This is a genomic window from Actinoplanes sp. NPDC051470 (genome assembly GCF_040682035.1).
Lineage (GTDB): Bacteria > Actinomycetota > Actinomycetes > Mycobacteriales > Micromonosporaceae > Actinoplanes.
Genome location: NZ_JBFBAA010000027.1, coordinates 114,472 through 137,887 on the forward strand (window position 1 = coordinate 114,472; position 23,416 = coordinate 137,887).

The following is a 23,416-nucleotide window of genomic DNA, read 5'->3' on the forward strand; positions in this document are numbered from 1 at the left end:
TGACGCAGGATGGGCCGGGTGCGAACCACCCGGCCCATTCTCGTGGCTCTGCTCGTTCCCCTTCTCGTGCTGCTCCCGGCCCCCGCCTCGGCCGCCCGGGGCCTGGTCTGGGCCGCGTGCGAGGACGACCCCACGGCCCAGTGCGCGGCCCTTCGGGTGCCGATCAAACCCGGTGACGGGTACGGACGGAAGGTGCCGATCGCCATCGCCCGGCGGGTCGCCACCCAGCCCGCCCGGCGCATCGGCGTCCTGGTCGTCAACCCGGGCGGCCCCGGCGGCAGCGGCGTCGACATGGTGCTCGGGGCGGAGAAGTTCTTCAGCGCCGAGGTGCGCGCACGGTTCGACATCGTCGGCTTCGACCCGCGCGGGGTCGGGCGCAGCAACCCGGTGGTGTGTGCCCGGTCCCTGCTCGACGCCGAGCCGTCGCCGCTGGTGGCCGGGAAGTCGGCGTACCGGAAGCTCCGGATCTTTCATCGCCGGCTGACCGAGGACTGCGCGCGGCGCACCGGCCCGCTCTTCCGGCACGCCGACACGATCAGCGTCGCGCGGGACATGGACCGGCTGCGGCGGGCGCTGGGCGAGGAGCAGATCACCTTCTACGGCGCGTCGTACGGGACGTTGCTGGGCGCGCAGTACGCGTCGATCCACCCACGCCGGGCGCGGGCGGTGGTGCTGGACAGCGTGATGGACCACAGTGTCAGCGCGCGCGAGTTCCTGGCCGAGGGCACGGCCGCCGTCGAGGACGCGTTCGACGAGTTCGTCAGCTGGTGCGCGCGGTCGGACGACTGCGTCCTGCGAGGTCGGAACGTGCGCGCGTTGTGGGCGACGGTGCTCGCCCGAGCCGCCGCCGGGACGCTCATCGACCCGTACCGCCCGGGTTTCCGGCCGAACGAGTTCGACGTGCTCGACGTGGCGTTCGGCTCGTTCTACGACCCGCAGTTCGCCTCCCTGGCCACCTACATCCACGACGTGCTGGCCGACGCGCCCGCCACCCGCTCCCGCGCGGCCGCGACCGAGGAGAACAGCTTCCCGGCGATCTTCTGCGCCGACTTCTCCTTCCCCTCGGTGGGCTACGACTCCTACGTACGGCGGCTGCGTTCGCTGCGGGCGACGGCGCCGTCGATGCGGGTGTCCTCGCTGGCCCTGTCGTCGGCGGTGGCCTGCCTCGGGCCCACCGGGCCGGTCGCCAACCCGCAGCGGCGGTTCCGGCGCACGTCGGTGCCCACCCTGGTCGTCGGCTCGAAACACGATCCGGCCACGCCGTACGTGTGGGCCACCCGGGTCGCCGACCAGCTCGGTCCCTCGGCCACCCTGGCCACGTACGACGGCTGGGGGCACGTGTCGTACGGGCGTACACCCTGCATCACCGATCTGATAGACCGGTTCCTGGTCGCGCTCGCGCGGCCGGCGCCCGGCGCGACCTGCCCGGGCGTGATCCCGCCCGCCTTCGGGGTCGGCTGAGTTGTGCAACCGGCTGATCACGGGTAGGCAGGAACCCTGACCCTCATCGATATTCTTCCTCCGGCGGAGGCAACAATGCGGTTGCGAGCGGTTCTGTCCCTGGTCGCGCTGGGCGTGGTGCTGGTTCCGGCCGCACCCGCCGCGGCGGCCTCCGATGCTTTGGGGCCCACAGCCCGCGGGCACGGCGGCACCGCTTTTGGGCCCACAGCCCGCGGGCACGGCGGCACCGCTTTTGGGCCCACAGCCCGCGGGTACGGCGGCGCCGTCGCGACGGTCGACAAGGTGGCCACCGCGGTGGGCATCGACGTGTTGCGCAAGGGCGGCAACGCGGTCGACGCCGCGATCGCCGCGGCGGCCACGCTCGGCGTCACCGAACCCTTCTCGGCCGGCATCGGCGGTGGCGGGTTCTTCGTCTACTACAACGCGCGCAGCGGTCGCGTGCAGACGATCGACGGCCGCGAGTCCGGTCCGGCGTCGATGACCAAGGACTGGTTCATCGACCCGGCCGACGGCAAGCCCTACGACTTCAACGAGGGCCGGGTCAGCGGCCTGTCCGTCGGCACCCCCGGCACGCTCGCGACCTGGGAGTCGGCCGCCCGCAAGTGGGGCACGAAGCCGCTCAGCCAGCTGCTCCAGCCCGGCGCGCGGGTCGCCGAGAACGGGTTCCCGGTCGACGCCACGTTCCGCCAGCAGGTGACCGACAACCAGGCGATCTTCGGGCAGTTCGATTCGTCCCGCGACCTCTACCTGCCCGGCGGCCAGCCGCCCGCGGTCGGCTCGACCCAGAAGAACCCCGACCTCGCGGCCACCTACCGGCTGATCGCGCGCAAGGGCACCGACGTCCTCTACAAGGGCGCGGTCGGGCGGGACATCGTCCGCACCGTGCAGCACCCGCCGGTCTCGGCCACTCCCATCGGCGAGTGGGCGTACCCGATCCGGGGCGCCGACCTCCGGATGTCCGACCTCGCCAACTACCGGCTTCGCTACCCCGCGCCTACCCGGTCGGACTACCGGGGCCTGACCGTGTACGGCATGACCGCCCCGTCCAGCGGCGGCGTGGCCGTCGGCGAGGCGCTGAACATCCTGGAGCGCACCGACCTGTCGGCGGCGTCCCGCACCCAGGCCCTCCACCAGTACCTCGAGGCGAGCGCCCTGTCCTTCGCGGACCGCAACCGCTACGTCGGCGACCACACCGCACAGTGGAAGCTCGACCGGCTCATCTCGGACGGGTGGGCGCGCCAGCGGGCCTGCCAGATCGACCCGGCGCACGCACTCACCAAGCCGGTCCCGCCCGGCGACCTGACCGCGACCGGCTGCACGCCGGCGCCGGTCGGTGGCCAGGTCGAAGAGGGTCAGAGCACGACCAACCTCACCGTGTCCGACAAGTGGGGCAACATCGTCGAGTACACCTTCACCATCGAGGCGACCGGCGGCAGCGGCATGGTCGTGCCCGGCCGCGGGTTCATCCTCAACAACGAGCTGACCGACTTCAACTTCGCCGGTACGCAGGGCGACGCGCCCGACCCCAACCTGCCCGGCCCGAACAAGCGCCCCCGCAGCTCGATGTCCCCGACCATCGTCCTCCAGGACGGTAAGCCGTACCTGGCCCTCGGCTCACCCGGCGGCGCGACCATCATCACCACCGTCCTGCAACTCCTGGTCAACCGCATCGACCTGGGCATGACCCTCCCCGAGGCCATGGCGGCCCCCCGGGCGTCCCAGCGCAACTCCGCGGGCATCCAGGCCGAGCCGGCGTTCCACACGCAGTACGGTCCCGGGCTCGAGGCCCTCGGCCACACCTTCGGCCCCGACGTGCCCGAACTGGGCGCGGCCACCGCGATCGAGTTCGGCCGCAACGGCCGGGTCATCGCCGCGGCCGAACCATCCCGCCGAGGCAGCGGCGCCGCGGCGGTCGAGTTCTCGCGCTAGTTCTTTCTCCACGGGAGACCGGCGTTGCCGCCGGTCTCCCGCCGGGCCAGATGGTCCTGTGCCAGTTCACCGGGTAGCTCTCGCCGTGCCGGACATCGCGACACTTCGCCGGCGCTCTCAGGCGCCGGCGACGCTCGACGCGCTCATGAGCCCGGACTGGGAATCGCGGTACTTCTCCTTCGACTCCCGATGGGGGCCGGAGGAGGAGATGGCCTCGATGAGAAACGGTTCCGGCGACGCCTGCTCGGTCGTGTTCGCCAGCTGGAGCCGTCATCCGGGGGTTCGACCATGAATCGGTGATGAGCCCCCACCGCAGTGGGCAGACGTGGCCAGGGTTGGTCGCCACCGTCCCGGCCGTGTTCCACGGCAGCCGCCTTCAGCCACCAGGACGGCGTCTTGGAGGCCACGGTTTGCCTGTGCGCCAGCACGACGACGACCGCTGGCATACGGGCGATATCGAGCTGCCCGACGGCGATGATCCGGACGGTGCCGACCGGCTGTTCGAGCCCTGCTCGACGGAACCGGCATCGCCTACCAGCGCATCGCGGAGGACTACTACGAGACCCCGGTCCCCCCGGAACGCCGTCGCCGAGATCTTCGTCCTCGGTGCACTCACCGACGAGCTGGTGCAACGCCTGAACCCGGACGCCAGGGTCGCCGACCTGGCCGAGATCGGCTGTCCACCGGCACGCGAATGGGCGCCGTACTGCACGACGGCGGCGATTCGCGTCTCCTGGGTCCCGCAAGCACGACCACAGAAACGAGCACCGCGCGGAACCGCCTCTACCGTCACTGCTATCTGTTCTGTCGCCGGCCTCGCCACATCGAGGCGGCCGCGATCCGGGCTCGCGAGATCGGCGGCGGTGTGCTGATCCGGTGACCGACGCCACCTGTGGACAGGCAACAACCCGTTCAAGTTCGCCCGCTACGTTCTGACCCACCCAGTGCCGGGGTGGGGGTGGCGGCGGTGGCCGCGCCGCCAAGATCGTTTTGCTGCCGCCCGATGGGCGCGCGCGGCTTCGAACTCGCCTGCCGAGCCGGGCTGGTGGTGGGGCGTGGCGGTATTCGGGTGTGGAATTGCGGGCTGAGCTACCACTCGGGTGGATGGTGGTAGGACGGAGCGGCTCCCCGCTGGGGATGGTCATCGTCAGGCTCTGCGAGGTGGCGGCACAGGGCGGGCGGCAGTGGCGGTGGTGAGTGGTCAGGTCAGGTCAAGGTTGTGAAGCTTGGGCGCCGTGACTTCCCGTGGCGGCAGCGACGGTGAGTGGGGAGGCTGGGCGCCTGGCGCACCCGTCCTGGTCCACGTCCCGAGCGCAAGCAACCCTGGTGGTGCGCGATCGAGGAGGGGCTCAAGCGGCCGCGGCGTAGAAGGTCAGGACCGCGGCGGCGGTCAGCAGGCCGACGGCCAGGTGTGGCCACGGCGGGGCTAGTCGGGGCAGGGGAGTCGGCGCGAGCAGCAGCGGGAGGGCCGACGGCCACAGGAGGTAGAGGCCGGCGGCGGCCAGGAAGAAGCCGAGGATCAGCACCAGGACGGCGGTCACGACGCAGGCGATCGTGAAGGCGGCCGGCTCGCGGAAGACGAGCGGGTTGGCGATGGCCACGGCGAAGAGGGTGAAGACGACCAGGAAGCCCCAGGCGTCGGACTCGTCGACGAACGACACGAGGCCCGCGAACAGCACGTAACCCGCCGCCACGCCGACCATGGCGCGCTGGAGGTTCCCGGTAGAAAGTTGAACACGTTCAACCATGGCTGGATCGTAGCGCGGTCCAGCAAGGAGCAGCAGGGGTCAGTCGAAGTCGTAGACGGTGACCGGGATGTCGCGCTGGCACAGGGCGGCCACGATCAGCGGCTCGACGCGGTCCCAGCGGCCGCCGGACAGGCCACAGCCGACCCGCGGCAGGTGCACCGACGCGCCGAGCCGGGCGGCCTCGGCGGCCACCGTGTGCAGGCACTTCTCGATCGCGTCGTAGCGGACCGGTGGCCCGGCGCTGCCCGCCTTCAGGCCGTGCTGACCGACCATGTTGGCCACCCAGACGTCCGGCTGGACCTGGATCACCTGGGTGGCGCCCAGCCCGAAGTCGTTGCGGCTGCGGTCGTGGTGCCACCGGCGGAAGGCGCGCTCGGGCTCCGGCCACCGGCGCGAGACGGCCAGCACAAAGCCCTTGCCTCAGCCGCCGGCGTCGTTGCTGACGTGGGCGATGATCTTCGGGCCCTTGGCCTGCGGGCTGGTCGCGTCGCCCTTGATGATCCGCAGCGGTGTCACCCGGCCACGCTGTCACGGCGGTGGGCGAGCACGCGACTGCTTAACAGCTCGTACTCGGCGCGGCAGCGGCGGACCGGGGCGCCGGGATCGCGCTGCTGCACCGCACCGCCGGTGACCACCTCGTCGGGGCGGAACTGGCCGGCCGTCAGGTCGACCTCGCGGCCGCCGGGGAGGCGGTTCCAATAGTGGTAGCCGGTCCGGACGCCGCCGGCGTACACCTCGCCGAGGATCAGGTCGCCGCCGAGCAGATCCTGGATCACCAGGGCGGTGACCCCGCACTGGCCGCGGGCCGGGTTGCCGGGGTGCCAGTCGGGCCGGTCGTGCGGGTCGCAGGTGTCGGCGCCCCAGGCGGCGCGCAGGATCGGCCGCAACGAGTCGATGTCATGCATGCGGCCCACCGTGGACCCTCGAGTAAGAAGAGGGTCAAACGGCCAGGGCGATGGTCAGGGCGCCGGCCGCCACGAGCACCGCGGCCCACAGACGGTCCACGTTGAACCAGGCGCGGCGCAGGATGCCGACGCCGACGAACTCGTACACGATGAGCGCGCACAGGCCCTGCACCACGATCATCGCGACCGTGTGCACGCCGGCCGCGGCCAGCCCGGTCAGCGCGCCGGCGGCGGGAGCGGCCATGACGTGGCTGGCATGGGTGGCGGAAGGGGGCATCGGGGTCGTGGCCAGCACCGGCAGCAGCATCAGGCCGGCGCCGTGCGCGCTCGACATCAGGAACGACCAGCCGGCCAGCTGCGCCGAGGACAGCCGCATCCCGGCCCACCGGAAGTGCCGCTCGGACAGCAGGCGGAACAGGCCGTAGCCGACGAGCAGCACCCCGCCGACGATGCCGACGATGTTGGCGGCGACGACCGAGCGGGTCGCCGACACCACCGCCGCCACGATCGCCACCGAGACCAGGTGCCCGGCGGCGATCGGGGGCAGGGCGCGGAGCACCGTGCGTACGCTCCGCTCCTGCATGCCTCGCGCCACCGCGAACAGCCAGCCCATCGCCGGGTTGAGACCGTGGAACGCGCCCAGCGCCGCGAGGGCCAGGTATTGCCCGGCGGTCACCCGGGGAAGCAGTACGAGTCGGACGACGCGTCGCCGCCCTGCAACCGCGTCTGGTGCACGCGCCGCCCGCGGAACTCGTCGCCGTGCGGGAAGAACCGTGGGTCCAAGGTCATGCCATCGGCGCCAACGTCGATCTTGGCCACCCACGCGCCCACGCCGGAAGGGTAGAACTGGTCGTCCCACGAGCCGTAGAGCGAGTTCGACACGTAGACCCGCTTGCCGTCCCGGGACACCTCGACCATCTGGGGGCCGCCGGCCAGCGGCTCGTCCGGGAACGACGGGTGGGGCACGCGCCCGGTCACGCCGCCGAGCCGGATCGACGAGACATGCGAGGGGTGGAACGGGTCGCTGACGTCGTACTGCAGCAGCTCGCCGGTGCCCCAGGCCGAGACGTAGAGGAAGCGGTCGTCGACGGACAGGTCGATGTCGGTGACCAGCGGCGGCACCGCCCCGAACGGCTGCAGCGCCGGCGGCAGATCCTCGACGGCGGCCGCCTCGGCCGGAATGTCGATGACCTTGGTGACCGCGAACTCGTGGCCCTGCCGGTGCCAGAGCCAGATGGACGCGGACAGGTCCTCGACGCTGGTGACGACGCCGACGAAGCCGTACTCCCTGGTCGGGTCGTGGGCCGGGCGCAGCTCCAGCGTCATCTGGTACTGGTCGCCCAGGTCGACGGTCTGTGTGAGGGTGCGCTTGGCCAGGTCCCAGAAGTGCAGGCGGTGGCCGTACTTGCGGCCCAGCAGCAGTTCCGGGTTCACGCCGTCCTCGATCATCGACGGGGTGCCCCACTCGGACGTCACGAGCACGTCGCGGGTCAGATGCCACCAGAAGTCGTACGCCAGGAACTGGTCTCCCCGGTCCCGCTCCCAGGCGCCGCGCACCTCGAACGTGGTGTGGTCGAGCACCGCGATGCCGCCGGGCCCGTCGCTGTCGCCGCCGCCGAGCGCGGAGACGTAGATGCCGTCCGGCCCGCAGTGGATCGTGTGCGGCCGCGAGTAGCCCGCCTTCTCGGCCAGGTCGCTCGCCGGGATCTCCTTGACGATCTTCGGGTTGCGCGGGTCGTCCTTGGTGTCCAGCACGTAGATCCGCGACGACCGCAGGCCGGGCACGATCAGGTAGCGGCGCTCGACATGCGGATGGGGGGCGGTCGGGCAGAGCGCGCTGCTGCACGCGTTCCACCCGAAGTGGTGCAACTCGTCGCCGGTGTGCGGCAGGTCGGTCCAGCCGACCACCCGGCCGTAGGTGTCGGAGCCGGGATCGGTGTCGAGCACGGCGATCGCGTCGGGCTTCTCGGCGGCACGATCGAAGGCGGCCACGTACGCGAGGGTCTCGGCGGGCGCCGACGCGGCGTCACGCGGGGAGGCGTAGAACGAAGGATCGGGAGTCCACCTGGTCATGGAAGTCATACTGGCCCGGTAGGAAGGGGTCCTGTCAACGGGCGTCGAGAGGCAGTCTTACCCGTACGGTGGTCCCGGGCCCCTCGTGGTCGGCCAGCTCGATCGTCCCGTGGTGCCGCTTGACCACCGCCCGGCTCAGCGCGAGCCCCAGTCCTGTACCCGGAATCGCCTTGTCCCGCACCATGCTGGCGCGATGGAGCCGGGTGAACAGCCGCTCCCGCTCCTCCGGCGCGATCCCGATCCCGGTGTCCGACACCGACAGCTCCGCCGCCCGCCCCACCGGCTTGAGCCGCACCGTGATCCGGCCCCCGTCCGGGCTGTACTTCACCGCGTTGCCCAGCAGGTTGTCCACGATCTGCTTGAGCCGCCGCCGGTCGCCGGGCAGCACCAGCTCGTCCGGGAGCTCGGCGTTCAGCGACAGCGGCGAGCCGTCGATCACCTCGCGGGTCCGCTCGACCGACTCGCGCACCACGTCGGCCAGGTCGACCGGCGCCATCGTCATGGCCGCGTGCCCGGTGTCCAGCGCCGACAGTTCCAGCAGCTCGTCGATGATGCGCCGGAGCCGGGTGGTGTTCCGGTCGACCACGTCGAGCAGGGCCGGCCCGTCCGCCGCCAGCGCCGACGGATCGATCTCGCGGAGGATCTCGGTGTACGCGCTGATCGAGGTGAGCGGCGTGCGCAGCTCGTGGCCGATCAGCGCCAGGTACTCGTTCTTGCTCCGGGTCAGCTGGCGCTGCAGATCTTCGACGAGCTGCCGGTCGACGAACTGGGCGACCATCGCGGTGACGCCCGACAGCAGGGCCAGCACCTCGTCCTCCGGGTCCTCGATGCTCTCCGCGAAGACGGTGAGAACACCCAAGGGCTCCAATCCGTGGCGTACGGGCAGAGCGAGCGCCGTGTGCAGGTCGGAGGCGGCGGCGGTCTCGGGCGAGATCAGGCTCTGCGGCCGGTTGACGTCGCGGATCCAGAGCGGCTTGCCGACCTGCCACACGCGGCCGGCCAGCCCCCGGCCGTAGGGAAGCTCGGCCGGCACGTCGATGTCGGCGGTCCAGCCCGGCCGGCTCCAGCACGCCGCCGGCTGGATCATCCCGGCCGCGTCGTCGACCAGCCACAGCTCGGCGTGGGCCCAGTCGAGCGTGCTGACCACCGCTTCCAGCACCCGCGGTCCGGCCGCCTCGATCGTGGGCGCGTCGGCCAGCGCCATGGTCACGGCCAGCTCGCACGTCCGGAACCGTTCGACCCGCCGCCGGCGGGTGGCGTCCTGCACCGCCTGCACGGCTCCGGTCGGCCGCCCGTCGGCCCCGATGATCGGCCGGGCGTCGACCAGGTAGCGGCGGGTCCGGCGCCCCTTGCGGCGCAGCACCAGCTCGTGGTCGCGCAGCTGTTCCCCGCGCAGCGCCCGGAACAGGCTGATGCCGTCGCAGGAGACCGGCTTGCCGTCGGCATCGGTCAGACCGTCCGGGGCGCCGTCCGGCGCGGCCTCGCCCCACATCTCCCGCATCCGGGCGTTGACCAGCACGATCCGGCCGTCCGCGTCGCAGGCGGTGACGCCGTCGTGCAGCGAGTCGAGCACCCCGTCCAGGAAGCGCCGCTGCCGGTCCACCTCCCAGCGCGCCCGCCGTTCGGCGATGAGTAGCGTGCTGACCTGCGCGGCGGTGGAGACCGCGGCGATCTGCTCGGGCGTCCAGCGGCGCGGGGCGGTGTCGTAGGCGCAGCAGATCCCGGTGATGGCGCCTTCGTCGTCGCGTACGGGATGACCGAGGAACGCCCCATGGGTGTCCCGTATCCGCAGCCGGGAGCCGTCCGGTATCCGCGGATCGGCGGCGATGTCCTCGATGACGAGCGGCTGCCCGGTGCCGACGATCGGCTCGCCCAGGCTCCCGGCCAGCGGTGCTTCGGCCGCGTCGGCCCGCGTTCCGGGCAGCCCGTGGGCGCCGGACAGGACGAGCCGCTCGCCCGCCTCGTCGAGGAAGTAGATCAGTCCGGTGGGCGCCCGGGCCGCCCGCGCCACCAGCTCGGCGATCTGGTCGGCGGCCCCACCGGTCAGCATGCCGCCTTCGCTCCGGCCCGGTCCCGCGGCCCCGGAGATGTCCAGCACCAGGCCGTCGGCGGCGCCGTCCACCGGCTTGCCGTCGTTCTCCGGCGTGGCCGACGGCCCTGCCGTACCCGGGTCCCGCCCTTCGAGCCGGGCTGGGTCATCTCGCCGCATGGACCGACCTCCGCTATCAGACTAGGGCGGAGAAATCGGCGAATCTTGCTGTCCGGCAAATAGGTCAGGTGCGCCGGTACACCAGGTCGGCGATGGGCCGCCCGGCCAGCACCCCACGCCGCTCGAACTTGGTCTCCGGGCGCCCGTTCCCGGCTCCGACCGGCGCCAGTTCCTCGTCCCCGTCCAGCGTGGCCGCCATGGCCTCGGCGTACTCCGGCCAGTCGGTGGCGCAGTGGATCACCCCGCCCACCCGCAACAGCCGCCGCAGCAGCACCACGTTGCGGGGCTGGATCAACCGCCGCTTGTGATGCCGGGCCTTGGGCCACGGGTCCGGGAAGAACACGTGGATCGCGTCGAGCCCGCCGGCCGGGATCCGATGGGCCAGCTCCATGGCATCCCCGTGAGCCACGCGTACGTTGCCGAGCCCGAGCTCCCCGATCAGGGCGAGCAGATTTCCGATGCCGGGCGTGTGCACCTCGACGGCCAGATAGTCGCGTCCCGGATCCCCGGCCGCCATGGCCGCCGTGGCGTCACCCATCCCGAACCCGATCTCGAGCACCCGGGGCGCCACCCGCCCGAAGAGCCCATCGAGATCGAGCGGCCTCCGGTCACCGTCGACCACCGTCAGCCCGAAGGCCGGCCACATCTCGGCCAGCGCGTCCGCGTGCCGCCCACTCATCCGGCCCCGCCGCGGATGAAACGTCCGCACGGCCCGCTCACCAGCATCATTCATCGCGCCGCCCAGAATACGAGGCGCCCCTCCGCACCGGGGTGCGGAGGGGCTCTGGCCGGACGGGGAGCGTCAGTGGATCGGCTGGACGCTGGGCTGGGAGCCGGCGTGGAAGGGGGTGCGGGCGGTGCCGGACAGGCCGACCACCATCACGTACGAGCCGCCGTTGTACTGGCCGGTGGCCACGCCGCGGGTGGCGTCGACGTAGGCCAGCTCGCGGTCGAGGGTGGCGCCGACGGTGCGCTTGGCACCGGAGATGGCGTCCCACTCGACCAGGTGCACCGGGCGGTTCTCGGCGGCGGTCTCGCCCTCCTGGTAGGCGGTCCAGGCCAGCTTGGCACCGTCGGCCCGCCAGCTCGGGACCACCGCGAAGCCGGAGTTCTGCACGCCGCCGCCGCCGTAGGCCGCGACCGTCCGCTCGCCGCCGGCGGCCACCGTGCCGACGGTCAGGCAGGCGTCGTAGGTCGACTCGCAGTTGCCGCCGCGGAAGGCGATCTTGGTGCCGTCGGGCGACCAGGCGACCGCGTCGTCGGTGCGCAGGCGGTCGTTGAGGCCGGCCGGGGCGGCGGTGGCCGGGGACGGCGACGCGGGCAGCGCCTCGCCGCGGCAGTCGCTGGGGAAGAGCACCTGGGGCTGGGCGTTGGTGGCGGTGGTGGAGATGCGGTAGACGCCGGGGCCGCCCGAGCAGGACAGCGAGGCGAAGGCGATCGACTTGCCGTCGGGGGCCCAGGACGGACCGGAGGCGGCGCGGGTGGTGAGCCGGCGCTCGGCGCTGCCGTCGGCCTTCATCGTCCAGAGCTGACCGCCCCTCAGGTAGGCGAGCTGCGTGCCGTCGGGCGACCAGCGCGGGCGGTTGTAGCCGCCGTCGGTGGTCAGCCGGGTCTCGGTGGCGCCCTTGCTCACATACACATCCCCGGTGCGGACGTAGGCGACCAGGCTGGGCAGCGTCGGCGTGGCGGCCGAGGCGGCGGCCGGCGCGAAGAGCGCACCCGCCGCCATCCCGAACACCGCAAGAGCCGTGGTACCCGTGATCTTGATGACTGCCTTCATACCTGACGCCCCCCGACGTTGTCCCCCGCTTACACCGGAGACATCGTCGCAACCGCGCTGCACCTAAGCGGTTCCCACGCCGAAACCTGGAAAATTCAGCTCAGCCTTTAGTCCGGCGTTGGGTGGTGGTGGGGCTGTGGACGGCCAATCGGACTGGCTAGGCCGCCCACATGGCGGTGAAGGCCGCCGCTTCGCCCGCGAGCCAGCGCTCCACATCGGCCGGCTTTCCACCCGGGTCGAGGACGTGGCTGACGCCGCGCCGCAGGTCGACGAGCACCGGCGAGGCGTTCGGCAGGATCTGGTCCATGTGGCGGGCCATCAGGTGAAGCGTGGCCGTGATCGCCTCGGCGCTGGGCGGATCTTCGTCGAAGTGCAGGCGGACCGCCTCGCGCCGGCCGTCGGCGTACCGCAGCCCGAAGTGGGGGTTGATCTTCACGGCCAGCGGACCGACCGAGGCCAGCGCCTCACGGGTCTGCGCCAGGCTCACCTGCTCGGGGTCGCCGAGCGAGGCCAGGTAGTGGGCCGCGCCCGCGCTGACCGCCTCGTAGAGCGGCTTCCACCTCGGCTTCACGAGGTTGGGCACCTCGGCGAGATAGCTCCCACCTGTACGGAAAGCGATGTCGGCCTTGAGCGCCTTGACCAGCTGGCCGTGCGGGTTGAAGCCGGACCGGCGCTCGCGCTGGCGCCGCAGACCACCGACGAAGGTGGCCTTGGCCGGACCGGTGCGAGCGACATATCTGGTGAATCCGAGCATCGTGGCGTACGGCGGGACCGGGGCAGCCGGAAGGGTGACAGGCGACGTCATGGGTGATCTTCCCCCGCAGGTCAGTAGCGGTTTTAGTACACACATACTAATCGACGGGTACGACATTCCCAACCCCACGTGGCCATCCGTGTACGCATCGTCGATCATGGAACGATGGCCTCGATACGCGTCGACTTCCCCTCCGAGACCCTCGGCCTCGGCACCACCATGACCGTCCTGATGCCGGCGGGCGCAGGCCGCAAGCGGGTCCTCTACCTGCTCCACGGCCTGACCGACGATCACTCGGCGTGGTCGCGCTTCACGTCGATCGAGCGGTACGCCGCCCACCACGACGTCGCCGTCGTCATGCCCCAGGTGCACCGCAGCTTCTACTGCGACACCAGGTTCGGGCTGCCGTTCTGGACGTTCCTCAGCGAGGAGCTCCCGCGTACCGTCGAGAACCTCTTCCGCGTCTCCACCGACCGCGCCGACACCTTCGTGGCCGGCCTGAGCATGGGCGGCTACGGCGCCCTGAAGTGGGCGTTGCGCCAGCCCGAGCGCTTCGCGGCGGCGGCCTCGCTCTCCGGCGCGCTCGACCTGGCGCGCATCCAGGAGCACGACGACCGCCCGCACATGCGGCGGCTGATGACCGAGCTCTTCCCCGAGCACCGGGTCGGCGGGACCGACGACGACCTGCTCCACCTCATCGAGCGGGCCGATCCGGCCGGGCTGCCGCGGCTGATGATCCGCTGTGGCACCGAGGACCACACGCTGCCCTACAACCAGACCGTGGTGGCCGCTCTGGAGCGGCGCGGGATCGCGGTGGACAGCGCGTACGGCCCGGGCGCCCACGAGTGGGGCTACTGGGACCGCGAGATCCAGAACGTGCTGGTGTTCCTAGGACTGCAACGCTGAGGCCATCTTGGCCTGCTCCTCGAGCACCTCGTTGATGCGCGTCTGGACCGCGTCCATCTGCCCGATCGTCTCGCTGGTGGTGAGAATTCCGGAGCTGACCGTACGCGCGCTGTTCTGAATGCCGTTGATCTGCTCGGAGACCCGCTGGGTGGCCTCGGCCGTCTCGCGGGCCAGGTCCTTCACCTCGCCGGCGACCACCGCGAAGCCCCGCCCGACCTCACCGGCCCGGGCCGCCTCGATGGTGGCGTTCAGGGCCAGCAGGTTGGTCTGGTCCGCGATCGACGAGATGATCTTGATGACGTCGCCGATCGCCACCGACGCCTGGCCCAGGGCCTCGACCTCGTGGGTCATCGCCGACGCGCGGCTGACCGCCTCCTCGGCGACCCGGGTGGCGTCGTCGGACGCGGCCCGCAGCCGGGACACCGTGTCGAGCAGCGCCCGCGCGTTCTCGGCCGACTGCTCGGCGGTGCGGACGATGTCCAGCCGCTGCGACACCAGCTGCTGCACGTTGCGCAGCGCCGACGCCCGCGAATCGGACATCTCGATGTACTCGGTGGTGAAGAAGTCCATCGTGCCGATGATCCGGCCGTGGTTGTGGATCGGGAAGCAGACGCCCGACCGGACGCCCGCCCGCATCGCCGCCGGCCCGCGCACGCAATCGGTCAGTTCGGCCAGGTCGCGCACGAAGACCAGGTCGCGGGACCGCCACGCGCGGCCGGAGAGGCCGACGCCCTCGGCGAAAGTGGCGGCCAGCGTCACCTTGCGGAACTCGTCGCCGGCCGAGCCCGACTCCTGCTGGAACTTCAGCAGGTTGACGCTGTCGTCGATCTCCCAGTACGACCCGTAGGCCCAGCCGAACGCCGTCCGCACCGAGTCGAGGGCCATCCGCAGCGCCGACTGGCTGTCCGTGGTCTCGCCCAGCGCGGTCACCACGCTGGTCACCGCGAGCCGATCATCCGCCACCTGCCGCAACTCGGCCGCGGCCAGCGCCGTCCATCGGGCCTGCTCGGCGATGCGGGCGATCGAGGCCCATTTCTCGGTCCGCGGCCCGTCGATGTACAGCGGATCGGCCGAGTAGTACTCCAGCACCGCGATGGACCGGCCGTCCCGGATCACCGGGGTGACGATCGCCGCCGCCATCCCGGCCCGGCCCGCCGCCTGGCAACGCCGGCAGTCACCGCACTGGTCCATCGCGCCCACGTAGACCGGGCGGCCGCTGCGGTAGGCCCGCCCGACCAGGCCGGCGTCGGCGGGCAGGGTGCCGCTGCCACCGGTCGCGGCGCGCAGGTCGGCGGCGATCGTGCCGTTCTCGTACTCCAGCCGCATCTGATTGTCCGGGCCCGGCAACCAGACCGCGCCGTACGCGAAGCCGTGCGACTCGGCCGTGCTGTCGACGGTGATCTTCCACGCCGTCTTCTCGTCGGCGGCGCCGGCCAGATCGACGATCAGCTTCTCGAGGCTCTCCACGTCGCGGGGGATCGCCCGGGGAGCCGTCTCGTTGCGGCCGGATTGCGAGCGGAACAGTGGCATTCCCTCATAGTCGGACACGAGGCCCCGGATCCGCCCGTGAATGGGGGTAATGCGCAGGCCCGGTGACCGAACCGATCGGTCTTGACTGTTTCTCGCGCGCGCGGCCACCCCCGCCCCCCACCCCGGCACTGGGTGGGCGGTCAACGTAGCTCGGGAATGTGACGTTCTCGCGAATATCCACAGGGGGTCAGTCGAGAACGGCTGTGGCCTCGATCTCGACCAGCAGCTCGGGTGTGGCCAGCGCACTCACCCCGATCCCGGTCAGCGGCGCCACCGGCACCACGCCGAGCGTCTCAGCCGCCCGCTCGATCCCCTCGGCGACCTGGGCCATCTTGTCCGGCGTCCAGTCGACGAGGTACACGGTCAGCTTGGCGACGTCGGCAAAGCTCGCCCCGGCCGCCGCCAGCGCGACCCCCACGTTCAGGTAGCACTGCTCGACCTGCGCCGCGAGGTCACCGGCGCCGACCACGGCCCCGGTCGAGTCCCAGGCGACCTGCCCGGCCATGAAGACGAGCCGCGACCCGGAGGCGACCGCCACCTGCCGGTAGAGGTCGACCGTGGGGAGCCCGTCCGGATCTATCAGGGTGATTGTCATGCCGGTAACCATAGCAAAGCTATGTTATGTAATCTCGACGCGTGGCCCGGACCAGAGACCCGGCGGTACGCACGCAGCTCATCGAGCGCGCCGCCCACATGCTGAGCGCCCGCGAGCCGATCACCCTGCGGTCGCTGGTGGCCGGCGCGGGTGTGTCGACGATGGCGGTCTACACGCACTTCGGCGGCATGGACGGCATGTGGCGGGCGCTGCGGCAGGAGGGCTTCACCCGGCTGGCGGCGCGGCTCACCACGGTGCGGCCGGTCGACGACCCGGTCGAGGAGCTGACCGCGCTGCTGGCCGCGTACGCCGCGAACGCCCTGGACCACCCCGATCTCTACCGGGTGATGTTCGACGCCGCCTACGACCTCGAAGACACGGCCGCGGCCGAGGAGACCCGAGAATTTCTGGTACGCGCGGCGGCCCGCGCACGAACCATCGGCCGCTTCCGGGCCGACGCCGACCCGCGGGCGCTCGCCTACCAGAGCTGGATCGTCACCCACGGCCTGGTGTCCCTGGTCACCAGCCGCGTGCTGTCCCGTCGCACCCTGGCCGACGGCGTACCCATGCTGACCGCGCTCTTCACCGGCGCGGGCGACGAACCTGCCCGCAGCCGGGAGTCGGTCAGGAAAGCCTGGCTCTAGTTCTCGTTGTCCTTGGACTGCTCGGCCAGGAAGCGCTCGAGCTCGGCGCCCAGCTCGTCGGCCGTCGGCAGGTCGCCGGTGTTGCCGGCCAGCAGGTTGCCCTCGCGGCCGCGGACGAACGCGTCGTACTGCTGCTCCAGCGACTGGACCAGGCGGGTGGCCTGCTCGTCGTCGGCGACCTGGGAGTCGACCTCCTCGCGGACGGCGATGGCCGCCTCGCGCAGCGCGCCGGTCGGCAGGGCGAGGCCGGTGCTCGACGACACCGAGTCGAGCAGCAGCTCGGCCGCGGCGGGGTAGGTGGTCTGGGCCAGGTAGTGCGGCACGTGGGCGGCGTACCCCATCGCGTCGTGCCCGTTCTGCCCCAGCCGGAACTCGATCAGGTTGCCGACGCTGGCCGGCACCTGCACCTTCTGGAGCCAGGACTCGCGGTCGCCGAGCAGCTCGCGATCGGTGGCGTGGGCGGTGACGCTGACCGGCCGGGTGTGCGGGACGGCCATCGGAATCGCGTTCAGGCCCACGGTCAGGCGTACGCCGAACCGCTCGATCAGGCCGGTCACCGCGGCGATGAAGCGTTCCCACTGCACATCGGGCTCGGGGCCGGCGAGCATCAGGAACTCGGTGCCCATCTCGTCCTGGAGCAGGTGCAGCGCCAGGGACGGCTCCTCGTAACTCTCCCAGTGGTCCTCGATGAAGACCATGGAGGGGCGGCGGGAGCGGTAGTCGAGCAGCTGGTCCACGTCGAACGTGGCGATGACCCGGGACTCCAGCTTCTCGAGCAGGTGTTCCCGGGAGAGTTGAATCGCGCTGCCGGCGTCGACGAACCCGGTCAGTGCCTGGAGCAGCACCGGCGACTCCAGCGTCGGGGCGTCGCCGGTCAGCTCATAAAGCCCGCTCGGGTCGAGCACGTCGGCATCCTCCTCGATCGGCTGCCTCGCGCCTGCGCACGAGACACCATGCGGCAACAACGCTGCCGTACGGAACATTCCAGCACCGATTCGCACGACCTAGAACACGGGGGTCGGGTAGACGTCGTTTCGGATTCGCTTTCGAGGCGCCGGCTGGTGGCGAATCGGGAACGACGTCTTCAGGCCGAGATGGTGGCCGGAGCCAGGTGAGCCGCGACCTGTGCCGGCGAGAGGGGGCGGCTGAAGTGGTAGCCCTGGGCGAAGCGGTAGCCCAGCCGGTACAGCGTCTCGGCCTGCTCGGCCGTCTCCACGCCCTCGGCCACCGCCTGCAGGTGCAGGCCGTTGGTGATCTGGATCATGGCGGTGGCGATGACCGCCTCCTCGGACCGGCCGCCGATGCCGTCCACGAACGACTTGTCGACCTTCAGCGTGTCCGCGGGGCAGGTACGCAGCAGGCCCAGCGACGAGTGCCCGGTGCCGAAGTCGTCCAGCGCCACCTTCACGCCCAGGCCGACCAGGTTCTGCAGGGTGTCGAGGGCCATGCCGCCGTCGAAGACCGCGGTCTCGGTGACCTCGACGACCACCCGCTCCGGGTCGAACCCGGTCTCGGCCAGCGCCTCCTTCACGTCGCCGGCGAACCCGGGTTCCCGCAGCTGGCGGGCCGAGACGTTGATGCCGATCTCGCGCGGGGCGGCGTCGCCGTACTCCCGGTCCCAGGCCGCGGCCTGACGCAGCGCCGTCCGCAGGATCCAGTCGCCCAGCGGGACGATCAGCCCGGTGCGTTCGGCGATCGGGATGAACGTGTCCGGCCCGACGAAGCCGCGGTCCGGCCGGTGCCAGCGGATCAGCGTCTCCATGCCGGTCCAGTGGCCGTCGGGCAGCCGCACGATCGGCTGGTAGACCAGCGTGAACTCGTTGTTGTCGAGGGCCTGGCGCAGGGCCGCGCCCAGCTCGGCGTCGGCCGCCTGGTGCTGTTCCAGCTCGGCGTCGTAGACCGCGTGCCGGCCCTTGCCGCTGGCCTTGGCCGCGTACATCGCCAGGTCGGCCCGGCGCAGCAGCTCCTGCGGCTCGGCCTCGGCCCAGCCCTCGGCCAGGCCCACGCTGGCGCTGACCAGCAGGTCGTAGCCGAGCGCGTGCACCGGGCGGCGGAGCGCCTCCGTGATCCGGTCCAGCACCTCGGTCGCCTTGTCGCCGCGCAGACCGTCCAGGAGCAGGCCGAACTCGTCGCCGCCGAGCCGGGCGACCAGGTCGTCGCCGCGTACACACTCGCGCAGCCGCGCCGCGACCACCACCAGGAGGGCGTCGCCGACCGCGTGGCCGAGCCGGTCGTTGATCGCCTTGAAGTCGTCCAGGTCGATCAGGGCCAGGCTCATCGCCCGCCGGCCGGAGCGGCCCAGCGCCTCGCGGGTGCGCTGCTCGAACAGCGTCCGGTTGGCCAGGTCGGTGAGGTCGTCGTGGCTGGCCCGGTGCTTGAGCTGGGCCTGGCCGGCGTCGATCCGGCGCAGCAGCCGGTCGTTCTCGAGCAGGGCGTGCACCTGGCGCAGGGCGACCAGCGCGGTCAGCACCACGGCGGCGATCGCCACGATGAGGACCAGGCCACCGGCCTGGGCGCCGATCCAGAGCAGCAGGCCGTCGGTGGCGGCGACCGCCACGTAGGGGACCAGGCTGTTGCGCCGGCGCGGCCCGGCCTTCCGGGGTACGCCCACGATGCGGCGCTGCCGGTCGGCGGCGAAGGCGGCACAGAGCATCGTCGCGCAGACCGTGACGTGTGAGCTGCTCAGGCCCGGGCGCAGGTCGAACAGCAGCGGGGTCAGGCCACCGCCGGCCGCGCCGAGCGCCGCGGCCAGGGCGAGCTGGCGGGTGATGGTGCGGTCGAGACCGCCCATGTCGATCATCGAGATCTTGACGAAGGCCAGCGAGCCGCACAGGCCCAGAGCGGCCAGGACCACCATGGGTACGACGTTCGGGCCGGCCGCCGCCCCGACGCTGCCGAACGCCTGCACGATGGCGTACCAGGCGAAGATGCCGGTGGTGACGCCGACCGTGGCGGCGTCCAGGGCGAACCGGGCGGTGTGATTGACCTCACGGCGCTGCCCGGTCGGCAGCCGCAGCAACATCCAGATCAGGGACAGGATCGAGAGGCCGTACGCCACGTTGGTCGGTGTGTCGTGGGTCACGCCGTCGAAGGTGGGGTCGATGAGCGCCCGCCGGAGATCACCGGCAATACCGACCATGACCAGCAGGGGTACGACGGTCAGGTCGCGCCAGAGCCGCCGCGCCACCCGGTCCATACCGTCGAGCCGGGCCGTCCGCCATGCCACCCGCGCCAGCAGGATGCAGCTGAGCGCGATCGGCAGCCAGTTGATCCAGGGCGGCACGGCCGGCACCAGAGAACTGGCCAGGAACAGGGCGGACGCGACCACCAGGAGCCCGGTCATCACCACGAGCAGGGGAGTAGGGCGCAGCCGCTCCACGCGCCGTTCTTCTCCCACCATGTCCGACCTATCGGTCTGCCCATCGCCGGGATGAGCGTTCGTCGTGGGACATGTTCGCGTGCACGTGCATCCGCACTGCACAATGAACGGAAGATCCCCTCTTCCCCTCGGAGTGATGATCTGGTGACTGAACCACTCGTCGAAGACTCGGGCGCCGCACCGCCCGGATCCCTCTGGGCCCGCATGAAGGCCGACCCGCAGTACGCGCCGGAGCACCTCGCCCTGGAGGCGGTCCGCCGCCTGGGACCCGAGGCCGAACGCTGGGCCGCCCGGCAGCGCGACCAGCAACCGGGCATCTCCCCGGCCGCCCTGGCCCAGCTCGCGGCCAAGCGCTTCACCACCCACGCCCGCATCTCCGGCGCCGTGTCCGGGGCCACCGGCCTGCCCGGCGCGGTCGCCGACGTCGGGGTGCTGGCCTGGACGCAGGCCAGAATGGTGCTGCACATGGCGGCGGCGTACGGCCTCGACCCCAGCCACGCCGACCGCGCCACCGACCTGCTCGTGTTGCAGAAGGTGCACAAGGTGGCGGAGACCGCCCGGCTGGCCCTCGGCGTCGCCGCCGGCCGCGAACGGGCCGCCCAGCTCTTCGCCGGCTCGGCCGGCCGGCCGCTCAGCGGGGTGATGCTGCGCCTGGGCGTCAAGCTCGCCCAGATGGCCGGCATCCGCGCGGCCAAGCGGATCTTCGCCAAGATCGTGCCCGGGGCGGCGGTCATCCTCGGCACGTGGGCCAACTCGGCCGCGACCAAAGACCTGGCCCGGCGCACGCGGGAGTACTACAGCCGGCCCCAGGCGCTCACGGCCGCCCCCGTCCCGCACCCGGGGGAGAGCTAAGCCTTCGTCCGGGCGGTCCGATCAGAACTCTCGTGAAGCGGAGAAGCGGGGGTCTGCTGCTGGCACTGGTCGTGCCGGCGGTGTTCGGGCTGTCCGGATGCGGCCTGTTCTCCTCGTCCTCCTCGTCGCCGCCCTCGTCCGCCGGCGCCGATGGTGCGGCCGGGGCCGGCGGGGACAGCTGGATCGTGTCGGAGCAGGGCAAGGCCACGCCGTCACCGAAGCCGACCTCCGGCGGCACGCCGCCGCCGTCGGTGTCGTTCGGGTTCCTGCCGCTGAGCGGCGGAGGCGGGGCGAAGTACGCCACGCCGACCCCGGTCTGCTCGCCGAACATGTTCAACTTCTCCAAGATCGCCGGTCTCGACGTGACCCCGGCGGCGACCACGGCGGTGCTGGACTGGTACAACGTCGGCGGGATCAACCTGGTGGAGTTCCGGCTCTACGCGATCAGCCAGGATCTGGTCGTCGGCGACCAGCGCGACGTGACGTACACCGTGGTCAAGCCCAAGACGCCCTGCGGGCAGATGAGCGCCACGATCACCAATCTGTCCCCGAAGACCCACTACGTCTTCACGGTCGACGCCGTGGTCCTCCGGCGCAGCGGGGACGGGACGCACTCGGCGACGGTCTTCCGGTCGCACTCACTCCCGACGCTCTGATCGGACGCGGCCTCGCCCGGCGCCTCCGGACCGACCCGGTCTGCCCTCGGGCCCGCCGGTGATCTCCACGAAACTCGTGACCGGGATCGACCGCCTAAGCTTCTCGCCATGGAAGGCATCGTCGACACGGTCGTACTGATCGTGATCGCTGTCGCCGGGGCCGCGCTGGCCCGGCGGCTCGGGTTCGTCGCACCCCTGGTGCTGCTGGTCGCCGGTCTGGGCCTGTCCTTCTTGCCGGGAATGCCAGAGATCCACGTGGAGCCGGAGCTGGTGCTGGTCGGCATCCTGCCGCCGCTGCTCTACGTGGCCGCCCTGCAGACCTCGATCCCCGCCTTCCGCCGGGCGCTGCGCCCGATCATCCTGCTCGCCGTCGGCCTGGTGATCTTCACCGCGCTGATCACCGGCGCCGTGCTGCATCTGCTGCTGCCCGACGTGCCGCTGTCCGCCTGTGTGGCGCTCGGCGCCGTGGTCGCGCCGCCCGACGCGGTGTCGGCGACCGCGATCGCCCGCCGCATCGGACTGCCCCGCCGGATCGTCACCCTGCTCGAGGGCGAGAGCCTGCTCAACGACGCGACCGCGCTGGTCATGGTGCGGATCGCCGGCGGCGCGCTGACCGGCACGGCGGTCGGTTTCTGGAACATCGGCCGGGACGTGGTGGTGATCGCCGGCGGCGGGCTGCTCCTCGGCTTCGCGGCGGCGGTGCTCGCGGCCTGGCTGCACAAGAAGATCAAGGACCCGCTGCTGGACGACGCCGTGTCCTTGCTCACCCCGTTCGTGGTCGTGGTGGTGGCCGAGGAGCTGCACACGTCGAGCGTGGTCGCGGTCGTGGTGGCCGGCCTCTACCTGGGCCACCGCATCCCGTACCTGCTGTCGCCGACCTCCCGGCTGCAGATGGAGGCGGTCTGGCGGCTGATCAACTTCCTGCTCGAGGGCGCGGTCTTCCTGCTGGTCGGCCTGCAGCTGCGCGAGCTGGTCGGCGACCTGGAGACCGGTGTGGCCACCACGGTGCAGGCGACCGTGCTGGTCTTCGGGCTGATCGTGGTGCTGCGGTTCGTCTGGATGTACCCGGCGACCTACCTGGCCCGGCTCTTCCCGAAGGTCCGCAACCGCGAGGAGCGCCCGTCGCCGGCCGGACCGACCGTGGTGGCCTGGGCCGGGATGCGCGGCGTGGTGACGCTGGCCGCCGTGCTGACCCTGCCGCCGGTCGACAAGGTGCCCGGTGGCTACCCGCGTGACCTGTTCGTGTTCGTGGCCTTCGCGATCATCGTGCTGACCCTGCTGATCCAGGGGACGACCCTGCCGCTGCTGGCCAACCGGCTGGGGGTACGCGAGGACACCAGCACCGCCGACGCGCTGGCCGAGGCGGCGGTGCAGAACCGGGCCAGCCGGGCCGCCCTGAAGGCCCTGGAGGAGCACGCCGACGGCGCCCCCGACTCGGTCGTCGACCGCCTCCGGGGGATCGCCGAGAACCGCAACAACGGCGCCTGGGAACGTCTGGGCAGCCAGGAGCAGGAAACGCCGTCCGCGGCGTACAGCCGGCTGCGCCGCGAAATGATCACCGCGGAACGGCACGTCTTCAAGATCGCCCGGAACGAGGGGCGGATCCCCGAGGAAGTGCTGACCCGCGCCCAGCGCGACCTCGACCTGGAAGAGTCTCAGTTGAACCGGAGTGACGATTGATCTGCCAGCACCTCAAGGACGCCGGCGACCCGGCGCCCCTGTCGAAGTTCGAGGAAGGCTGCCCGCAATGCGTGGCCGGCGGCTTCACCGACTGGGTCCACCTGCGGCTCTGTCTCGACTGCGGGCTGATCGCCTGCTGTGACTCGTCGCCCCGGCGGCACATGAGCAAACACCACGACGACACCGGCCACCCGACGATGCGCAGCTTCGAGCCGGGCGAGTCCTGGCGCTGGTGTTTCGTCGACGACGTAATCGGTTAGCTGTCCCCCGTCCCGGTCGGAGAACGGACCGTAATGCCGGTTCGTCGTACGCCTG

General features: G+C 71.6%; 21 protein-coding genes and 1 pseudogene. 9 read left to right on the top strand and 13 right to left on the bottom strand.

Features of this window, described 5'->3' with window-relative positions:
- Window positions 1-18 precede the first annotated feature (18 nt).
- The 3 genes and pseudogenes from AB0M54_RS35835 to AB0M54_RS35845 form a co-directional block, all read left to right on the top strand.
- Window positions 19-1,461, top strand: coding sequence for an alpha/beta hydrolase (locus AB0M54_RS35835; RefSeq protein ID WP_364476259.1), 1,443 nt, complete (start codon window positions 19-21; stop codon window positions 1,459-1,461).
- Between the two features lie 75 nt (window positions 1,462-1,536).
- Complete coding sequence (gene ggt, locus AB0M54_RS35840; RefSeq protein WP_364476261.1) at window positions 1,537-3,390, top strand: gamma-glutamyltransferase; 1,854 nt, start codon at window positions 1,537-1,539, stop codon at window positions 3,388-3,390.
- A 145-nt stretch (window positions 3,391-3,535) separates the two neighbouring features.
- A pseudogene (locus tag AB0M54_RS35845) lies at window positions 3,536-4,073 on the top strand (hypothetical protein); the annotation flags it as partial.
- Window positions 4,074-4,739: 666 nt separating this feature from the next.
- On the opposite strand, the gene AB0M54_RS35850 reads toward AB0M54_RS35845, so the two are convergent.
- The 9 genes from AB0M54_RS35850 to AB0M54_RS35890 form a co-directional block, all read right to left on the bottom strand.
- Window positions 4,740-5,138, bottom strand: a complete 399-nt coding sequence (locus tag AB0M54_RS35850; protein WP_364476263.1) for a hypothetical protein — start codon at window positions 5,136-5,138, stop codon at window positions 4,740-4,742.
- Between the two features lie 39 nt (window positions 5,139-5,177).
- Window positions 5,178-5,546 carry an Appr-1-p processing protein gene (locus AB0M54_RS35855; RefSeq protein ID WP_364331987.1) on the bottom strand — a complete coding sequence of 123 codons (369 nt, stop codon included), beginning with the start codon at window positions 5,544-5,546 and terminating at the stop codon, window positions 5,178-5,180.
- Between the two features lie 104 nt (window positions 5,547-5,650).
- Window positions 5,651-6,043 carry a hypothetical protein gene (locus AB0M54_RS35860; protein WP_364331990.1) on the bottom strand — a complete coding sequence of 131 codons (393 nt, stop codon included), beginning with the start codon at window positions 6,041-6,043 and terminating at the stop codon, window positions 5,651-5,653.
- A gap of 34 nt (window positions 6,044-6,077) precedes the next feature.
- Window positions 6,078-6,719 (bottom strand): hypothetical protein, encoded by a 642-nt coding sequence (locus tag AB0M54_RS35865; protein WP_364476265.1) that lies wholly within the window; start codon window positions 6,717-6,719, stop codon window positions 6,078-6,080.
- The gene (locus AB0M54_RS35870; protein WP_364476267.1) at window positions 6,716-8,116 is read right to left on the bottom strand and encodes a selenium-binding protein SBP56-related protein; all 1,401 of its coding nucleotides are present in this window, start codon (window positions 8,114-8,116) and stop codon (window positions 6,716-6,718) included. Before AB0M54_RS35870 ends, AB0M54_RS35865 begins: the two co-directional genes overlap by 4 nt.
- A 34-nt stretch (window positions 8,117-8,150) precedes the next feature.
- Entirely contained in the window at window positions 8,151-10,325 is a 2,175-nt protein-coding gene (locus AB0M54_RS35875; RefSeq protein ID WP_364331999.1) for an ATP-binding protein, read from the bottom strand.
- A gap of 64 nt (window positions 10,326-10,389) precedes the next feature.
- Window positions 10,390-11,058 (bottom strand): tRNA (guanosine(46)-N7)-methyltransferase TrmB, encoded by a 669-nt coding sequence (gene trmB, locus AB0M54_RS35880; RefSeq protein ID WP_364332001.1) that lies wholly within the window; start codon window positions 11,056-11,058, stop codon window positions 10,390-10,392.
- A gap of 69 nt (window positions 11,059-11,127) precedes the next feature.
- Window positions 11,128-12,105 (bottom strand): hypothetical protein, encoded by a 978-nt coding sequence (locus AB0M54_RS35885; RefSeq protein ID WP_364476269.1) that lies wholly within the window; start codon window positions 12,103-12,105, stop codon window positions 11,128-11,130.
- Between the two features lie 157 nt (window positions 12,106-12,262).
- Window positions 12,263-12,910, bottom strand: coding sequence for a hypothetical protein (locus AB0M54_RS35890; protein ID WP_364332007.1), 648 nt, complete (start codon window positions 12,908-12,910; stop codon window positions 12,263-12,265).
- Between the two features lie 114 nt (window positions 12,911-13,024).
- Between AB0M54_RS35890 and AB0M54_RS35895 the strand changes: the two genes are divergently transcribed.
- A complete protein-coding gene (locus AB0M54_RS35895; protein WP_364476271.1) occupies window positions 13,025-13,765 on the top strand; it encodes an alpha/beta hydrolase-fold protein in 741 nt (246 codons plus the stop codon).
- Here the strand turns inward: AB0M54_RS35895 and AB0M54_RS35900 are convergent.
- Together AB0M54_RS35900 and AB0M54_RS35905 are read right to left on the bottom strand one after the other, a co-directional pair.
- Entirely contained in the window at window positions 13,748-15,295 is a 1,548-nt protein-coding gene (locus AB0M54_RS35900; protein WP_364476273.1) for a methyl-accepting chemotaxis protein, read from the bottom strand. The two genes, AB0M54_RS35895 and AB0M54_RS35900, sit on opposite strands and share 18 nt — an antisense overlap.
- A 187-nt stretch (window positions 15,296-15,482) precedes the next feature.
- Entirely contained in the window at window positions 15,483-15,890 is a 408-nt protein-coding gene (locus AB0M54_RS35905; protein ID WP_364332016.1) for a RidA family protein, read from the bottom strand.
- A gap of 41 nt (window positions 15,891-15,931) precedes the next feature.
- Here AB0M54_RS35905 and AB0M54_RS35910 point away from each other — a divergent pair, with 41 nt between their 5' ends.
- Window positions 15,932-16,534: a TetR/AcrR family transcriptional regulator gene (locus AB0M54_RS35910; protein ID WP_364476275.1), complete on the top strand. Its 603-nt coding sequence runs from the start codon at window positions 15,932-15,934 to the stop codon at window positions 16,532-16,534.
- On the opposite strand, the gene AB0M54_RS35915 is transcribed toward AB0M54_RS35910, so the two are convergent.
- Both AB0M54_RS35915 and AB0M54_RS35920 read right to left on the bottom strand, forming a co-directional pair.
- The gene (locus AB0M54_RS35915; RefSeq protein WP_364332022.1) at window positions 16,531-17,439 is read right to left on the bottom strand and encodes a PAC2 family protein; all 909 of its coding nucleotides are present in this window, start codon (window positions 17,437-17,439) and stop codon (window positions 16,531-16,533) included. The two genes, AB0M54_RS35910 and AB0M54_RS35915, sit on opposite strands and share 4 nt — an antisense overlap.
- Window positions 17,440-17,618: 179 nt before the next feature.
- A complete protein-coding gene (locus AB0M54_RS35920) occupies window positions 17,619-19,913 on the bottom strand; it encodes an EAL domain-containing protein (protein WP_364476277.1) in 2,295 nt (764 codons plus the stop codon).
- A gap of 204 nt (window positions 19,914-20,117) precedes the next feature.
- Here AB0M54_RS35920 and AB0M54_RS35925 point away from each other — a divergent pair, with 204 nt between their 5' ends.
- The 4 genes from AB0M54_RS35925 (at window position 20,118) to AB0M54_RS35940 (ending at window position 23,361) form a co-directional block, all read left to right on the top strand.
- On the top strand, window positions 20,118-20,765 hold the full coding sequence (locus AB0M54_RS35925) for an EcsC family protein (RefSeq protein ID WP_364332045.1): 648 nt from the start codon (window positions 20,118-20,120) through the stop codon (window positions 20,763-20,765).
- A 32-nt stretch (window positions 20,766-20,797) separates the two neighbouring features.
- Window positions 20,798-21,421, top strand: a complete 624-nt coding sequence (locus tag AB0M54_RS35930; RefSeq protein ID WP_364476279.1) for a hypothetical protein — start codon at window positions 20,798-20,800, stop codon at window positions 21,419-21,421.
- 108 nt (window positions 21,422-21,529) lie between these two features.
- Window positions 21,530-23,101: a Na+/H+ antiporter gene (locus AB0M54_RS35935; protein ID WP_364476281.1), complete on the top strand. Its 1,572-nt coding sequence runs from the start codon at window positions 21,530-21,532 to the stop codon at window positions 23,099-23,101.
- Window positions 23,098-23,361 (top strand): UBP-type zinc finger domain-containing protein, encoded by a 264-nt coding sequence (locus tag AB0M54_RS35940; RefSeq protein WP_364332034.1) that lies wholly within the window; start codon window positions 23,098-23,100, stop codon window positions 23,359-23,361. The genes AB0M54_RS35935 and AB0M54_RS35940 overlap by 4 nt, the downstream gene beginning before the upstream one ends.
- Window positions 23,362-23,416 lie beyond the last annotated feature (55 nt).